At 63.3% G+C, this 5,887-nt stretch carries 6 protein-coding genes; 1 reads left to right on the forward strand and 5 read right to left on the reverse strand.

The window, feature by feature from the left end:
* The 5 genes from mltG to fabD all read right to left on the reverse strand — a co-directional run.
* A partial coding sequence (mltG, locus tag EOC06_RS30715; RefSeq protein WP_245470232.1) for an endolytic transglycosylase MltG occupies positions 1-949 on the reverse strand: 949 nt, incomplete at its 3' end.
* A 102-nt stretch (positions 950-1,051) separates the two neighbouring features.
* The gene (gene fabF, locus EOC06_RS30720; protein WP_128309554.1) at positions 1,052-2,314 is read right to left on the reverse strand and encodes a beta-ketoacyl-ACP synthase II; all 1,263 of its coding nucleotides are present in this window, start codon (positions 2,312-2,314) and stop codon (positions 1,052-1,054) included.
* 34 nt (positions 2,315-2,348) lie between these two features.
* Positions 2,349-2,585 (reverse strand): acyl carrier protein, encoded by a 237-nt coding sequence (locus tag EOC06_RS30725; RefSeq protein WP_006203723.1) that lies wholly within the window; start codon positions 2,583-2,585, stop codon positions 2,349-2,351.
* A 210-nt stretch (positions 2,586-2,795) separates the two neighbouring features.
* Positions 2,796-3,533 (reverse strand): 3-oxoacyl-[acyl-carrier-protein] reductase, encoded by a 738-nt coding sequence (gene fabG, locus EOC06_RS30730; protein ID WP_127271122.1) that lies wholly within the window; start codon positions 3,531-3,533, stop codon positions 2,796-2,798.
* Between the two features lie 57 nt (positions 3,534-3,590).
* On the reverse strand, positions 3,591-4,532 hold the full coding sequence (fabD, locus tag EOC06_RS30735; protein WP_128309555.1) for an ACP S-malonyltransferase: 942 nt from the start codon (positions 4,530-4,532) through the stop codon (positions 3,591-3,593).
* 276 nt (positions 4,533-4,808) lie between these two features.
* On the opposite strand from fabD, the gene EOC06_RS30740 reads away from it, so the two are divergent.
* Positions 4,809-5,887: LTA synthase family protein (locus EOC06_RS30740; RefSeq protein ID WP_164898817.1), on the forward strand; the 1,079-nt coding region annotated here is incomplete at its 3' end.

The raw sequence follows: 5,887 nt of genomic DNA on the forward strand, positions 1-5,887 counted from the left end.
AGCCATTGATCACATAGGTGTTGTAGGGCGTCTGTTTCTGGATGTCCGACTGGTAGATCGGCCGGTCCGCCGGCTTTCCCTTGCCGCCGAACAGCCCGTATATGATGGTCGGATCGGATTGCAGGCGCATGCCCTTGGCAAGCCGGTTCAGGAAGACGGCGGCAACTCGCGAACGCTCGTCACCCTTGCCCGTCTCCTTCTCGACGATCGAGGCCAGCGTGACGAACTCCTCGACGTTGGCCAGCGGCAGGTCAGGCGCGCGCCGCTGCCAGACATCGTCGACCAGCTTCTTCTGATCCGCCAGCAGCTTGTCGACCATCTGCTGGCGTGTCGCTCCGCGCGTGAAGCGCAGCGTGTCGGTGGCGAGGCTGCCCTCCGGCGGCGTGGTTGCCGGCATGTCGCCGCTCAAGGCATTCTCCTCGGCGATGCGCTGCAATGCCTGGTCGACCGTCAGTCCTTCAGGAATGGTCAGCGAATACATCACCGACTTGCCGCTCTTCAGAAGCTCCATGATATCGCGCATGGATGCCCTGGGCTTGATCTCGTACTCGCCGGCTTTCAGCGCGGAATCATTGCCGAAGGCCCGCACGCCAAGGCGGAATACCCGGGCGTCGCTGATCAACCCGCGGCGTTCGAGCTGGTCGGCGATATCCTGGACGCCGGTGCTCGGCTTGACCAGGAAGGTGTCGCCATTGGCCGAAGGTCCGGGTTCGGTGAATTCCTGCTTGCCGAAATAGACCGCGACGCCGGCCGCCAGAACCACCAGCATCACCGAGGAGATGACGAAGTTCATGAACACGACGACCTGGCTGCGTGACGCACGCGAGCGCTTCGGCGGCGGCGTGCCAGCCTCCGGCCGCAACGCTTCGCTGGCCGTTTTCGGCACGATCGGGCCGGATGTCGGCGGCCGTTGCCCGAATTCTCCGTTGCCTGCCGGATTTGTGTTCATTTCGCCCTACCGTTTGATCGCCCGACGAATCCCCAGCGGCAGAGTAGGGGCGAATATGGCAAAATTGACGGCACGCCAAAGCGCGGCCCGGCAGCCGGACGATCAGCCATTGTAGCGCTGGAAGACCAGCGACGCGTTGGTCCCGCCAAAGCCGAAGGAATTGGACAGCGCCACGTCGATCTGGCGGGCACGCGGCTTGTTCGGCACCAGGTCGATCGCGGTTTCGCGTTCCGGGTTGTCGAGGTTGATGGTCGGCGGCGCGACATTGTCCCTGATGGCCAGGATCGAGAAGATCGCTTCGGCGGCACCCGCCGCCCCAAGCAGATGGCCGATCGACGACTTGGTCGACGACATCGAAATCTTCGACGCGGCATTGCCGACAAGCCGCTCGACAGCGCCGAGCTCGATCGTGTCGGCCATGGTCGAGGTGCCGTGCGCGTTGATGTAGTCGACATCGGCCGGCGTCAACTTGGCCCGATTCAGTGCCGCCGTCATGCAACGGAAGGCACCATCGCCATCCTCGGCGGGCGCGGTGATGTGATGCGCATCGCCGGTGAGACCATAACCCGTCACCTCGGCATAGATCTTGGCGCCGCGCGCCCTGGCATGTTCGAGCTCCTCGAGCACGACAACGCCGGCGCCCTCGCCCATGACGAAGCCGTCGCGGTCGCGATCATAGGGTCGCGACGCCGTTTGCGGCGAATCATTGCGTTCCGTCGACAGTGCCCGGCATGCGGCAAAGCCGGCGATCGACAGCCGCGTCACCGGCGCTTCGGCGCCACCGGCGACCATCACGTCGGCATCGCCCCACATGATCAACCGGGCAGCATCGCCAATGGCGTGCGCGCCGGTCGAACAGGCCGTGACGACGGCATGGTTCGGGCCTTTCAGTCCGTGCCGGATCGAAACCTGCCCGGAGACGAGATTGATGATCTGGCCCGGGATGAAGAAAGGGCTGATGCGGCGCGGGCCGCGCTCCTTGAGGATCATCGCGTTCTCGGCGATGCCCTCGATGCCGCCGATGCCGGAGCCGATCAGAACGCCGGTGGCACACCGCTCTTCATGCGTCTTGGGCTCCCAGCCGGAATCCTTCAGCGCCTCGTCGGCGGCGGCAATCCCGTAAAGGATGAAGTCGCCGATCTTGCGCAGTTCCTTCGGCTCGAGCACGGCCTCCGGATTGAAGGTGGCATTGCTGCCGCCACCACGCGGAATGACGTGGGCGATCTTGCAGGCAAGATCCTCCACCTCGAACTCAGTGATGCGCTTGGCAGCGCTGCGGCCGGTCAGAAGTTCCTTCCAGCTGTGCTCGAAGCCCATGCCGAACGGCGACAGCAACCCAAGGCCCGTGACGACGACACGCCTCATCGCAGGTCCTCCCCGGTGATGACTGCGGAAAGCGTCAGGCCGAAGCCTTGTCGATGTACTTCACGGCATCGCCAACGGTCAGGATGGTCTCAGCCGCATCGTCGGGAATCTCGACGCCGAATTCTTCTTCGAACGCCATGACGAGTTCGACCGTGTCGAGGCTGTCGGCGCCCAGATCATCGATGAAGCTCGCCTGCTCCGTCACTTTGTCGGCATCGACGCCAAGGTGCTCGATGACGATCTTCTTGACGCGCTCTGCGGTGTCACTCATTTGGGCATCCTCGTCTTTTGTTTGTCTGTCTTCGTTAGCGGGCAGAATGCCGCTAATCAAGCTGAAAGATGGTCCTGCCGAAAACGCAACGACTACGGACCGGTTTTTGCCCGAACCGCCGGGTTGCGGGCCGCATTACACGAAAAATAGCTGAGGTCCAAGCCGAAATGGTCTCTTTTCACAACCCGCCGGCGTTGCTGCCGAACCTCGTCAAATCATAGCCATGCCGCCATTTACGTGGATGGTCTGGCCAGTGACGTAGGCGGCTTCGTTGGAGGCGAGATAAGCGACGGCGGACGCGACTTCAACGCTGGTGCCCATGCGCCGCGTCGGGATCGCCGCCATGATCGCCTCTTTCTGCTTGTCGTTGAGCTTGTCGGTCATCGCCGATTCGATGAAGCCCGGGGCGACGCAGTTGACGGTGATGTTGCGGGTGGCGATCTCCTGTGCCAGCGATTTGGAGAAGCCGATCATGCCGGCCTTTGAGGCGCAGTAATTGGTCTGGCCGGGATTGCCGGTGATGCCGACCACCGAGGTGATGTTGATGATGCGGCCATGGCGGCGGCGCATCATCGGGTGGGTGAGTTCGCGGGTCAGCCTGAACACGGCGGTCAGGTTGACCTCGAGCACGCTGTCCCAGTCGGCATCCGACATGCGCACGAACAGGCCGTCCTTGGTGATGCCGGCGTTGTTGACCAGGATGTCGACGCCTTCGAGATCGGCTTCGGCTTTCTGGCCGAGCGCCTTGACCTCCTCACGGTTGGACAAATTGGCCGGGAACAGCTTGACCCGGTCGCCAAGCTCGCTAGCCAGCGCTTCCAGTTTCTCGACGCGGGTGCCATGCAGGCCGACGATCGCGCCCTGCGCATGCAGCATCCTGGCGATCGCCTCGCCGATGCCGCCGGATGCGCCGGTGACGAGCGCCTTGCGGCCAGTCAATTCGAACATTTTTGTCTCCTGATTGAGAAGAGAACACCCTTTACAGGGATGGGATCAAATGACGCTTTATGCAAGCGCCGCCATGGCCGCCTCGACGTCAGCCGCGGTGCCGACCGACGCGGTGGCGACATCGCGGCTGATGCGCCGCGCCAATCCTGAAAGCACCTTGCCGGCGCCGATCTCGTAAAGCGTGGTGACGCCGTTTGCGCCGAACCATTCCACCGTCTCGCGCCAACGCACGCGGCCGGTTATCTGTTCGACCAGGCGGCGGGCGATCTCGTCTGGATCGCTGGTCGGGCTGACCGTAACATTGGAGAGGACGGGAACCACCGGCGCGTTCTTTGCCACGCCGGCCAGGGCTTCGCGCATGACGTTCGCGGCCGGCGCCATCAGCGCGGAATGGAAGGGCGCGGACACCTGCAGCATCAGCGCGCGTTTGGCGCCTTTCTCGGTGCACAGTTTCGCGGCCAGTTCGACCGCGGCCTTGGCGCCGGAGATGACCAGTTGGCCACCGCCATTGTCGTTGGCGATCTGGCAGACAGAGCCTTTGGCGGCTTCCGCGCAAGCGGCTTCGACATCGGCCTGTTCCAATCCGATGATCGCCGCCATGGCGCCCTCGCCGGCCGGCACCGCCGCCTGCATGGCATTGCCGCGTATGCGCAGCAACCGGGCGGCATCGGCAACCGAAACGAAGCCGGCAGCGGCCAACGCCGAATATTCGCCCAGCGAATGACCGGCGACATAGGCGATCTTGCCTTTCAGCGAGAAGCCGCGCGATTCCAGCGCCCGGATCGCGGCCAGCGACACCGCCATCAGCGCCGGCTGCGCGTTGGCGGTCAGCGTCAACGTCTCTTCCGGCCCTTCCCAGATCAGCTTCGACAGATTTTCGCCGAGCGCATCGTCGACTTCCTGGAAGACCCTGCGCGCTTCGGGGAAGGCGTCGGCGAGATCCTTGCCCATGCCGACCGCCTGGCTGCCTTGTCCGGGAAAGGTGAATGCAACGGCCATGCGAGGGCTCCCAAGGGCTGGTTTTGCTTGCCTGAAGACGGGTTTTTCTTGCCTGTGACGCATGGCGGGGCGCCAAGTCAAGCCCGGTTCGACCCTGCCCGGCGGCAGCCTCGTCCGCCGAGTGCCTGTTGCGAAAGGGTTTTTGGCGATCACTCCTGATGAAAACCGCTCACGATTCGTTTGCTGGCTCTTCTTATTTCCGTTACAGGCGCTAGCTTTGCATGACAATTCCATGACAATCGAGTGACGTGCTTGTCGCTGGGTGGGGAAGTTAAAGTGGCAAAGAGTTACAAACGCACCGGCAAGGCCGCGCCACAGTTCCTGGAAGACGACCCCTCCACCGGCTATCTGCCGGGCAGGAGATGGCCGGTCGTGCGCTATGGGCTGATCAGCCTGGCGATCGCCGCTATCCTGGTGTTTGCCATCGAACTGATCGTGCGCGGCGACTTTGCCGGAACCATCTCCTTCTTCCTGCAGCCGTTCAAGCCGGGCTGGACCACCATCGTCGTGTTTGCGCTGCTCCTGATCGGCTTCGATGCGGTGCTCGGCCGCAGCCACCAGAGCCTGATGATCGTCGCGCCGCTGACCTTGTCGCTTGCTTTCGTCGGTCACCAGAAGTCGCACTATCTCGGCGATCCGCTCTATCCGACCGATTTCCTCTATGCCCGCCAGATCTTCGCGCTGCTGCCGCTTTTGGTACGCGAACGGCCGATGACCGCGCTTGCCATGGTCGTCGGCATCGTCGCCGGCCTGTCGCTGCTCGTCTACGGCTGGCGGCTATGGCGCCGCAAGGTTCCCGCACTCAGCCGCAAGGGGCGCCTTGCGCGGCTGACGCTGGCAGTGCCGCTACTCGCCTTCTTCGTTTCGATCATGGACTACGCCACCTTCTCCTGGACCAGGGATCGGCTGCAGATCATCCCGATCATGTGGGACCAGAAGGAAAACTATGCCTCCAACGGCTTTGCGCTGGCCTTTGCCCTCAACGTGCCGATGGCGCATGTCTCGGCGCCGCCGGGCTATTCCGACAAGGCGATCGCAGCGATAGCCAGGCCTGATGTGACCGCCTCGGTGCCGGCCGAGAAGCCGGACATCATCATCGTCATGAGCGAATCCTTCTGGGATCCGACCAAGTTGCCTGGCGTCACCATCACGCCAGATCCAATCCCCAATGTGCGGGCGCTGCGCTCGGGCTCGATGTTCTCGCCGGAGTTCGGCGGCATGACCGCCAATATCGAGTTCGAGGCGCTGACCGGCTTCTCCAACGCGTTCCTGCCGGCAGGCAGCATCCCCTATCAGCAATATGTGCGCACGCCGACGCCTTCGCTCGCGACCTTCCTGAAGAGCCAGGGTTACCG

Origin of the sequence: Mesorhizobium sp. M7A.F.Ca.MR.362.00.0.0 (assembly GCF_004023175.1) — a bacterium.
Classification (GTDB): domain Bacteria; phylum Pseudomonadota; class Alphaproteobacteria; order Rhizobiales; family Rhizobiaceae; genus Mesorhizobium.

Coding starts and splice junctions, on each gene's coding strand:
- fabD (WP_128309555.1), bottom strand. CDS start 4,532: ATGGCCGTTGCATTCACCTTTCCCGGACAAGGCAGCCAGGCGGTCGGC.
- fabF (WP_128309554.1), bottom strand. CDS start 2,314: ATGAGGCGTGTCGTCGTCACGGGCCTTGGGTTGCTGTCGCCGTTCGGC.
- EOC06_RS30725 (WP_006203723.1), bottom strand. CDS start 2,585: ATGAGTGACACCGCAGAGCGCGTCAAGAAGATCGTCATCGAGCACCTT.
- fabG (WP_127271122.1), bottom strand. CDS start 3,533: ATGTTCGAATTGACTGGCCGCAAGGCGCTCGTCACCGGCGCATCCGGC.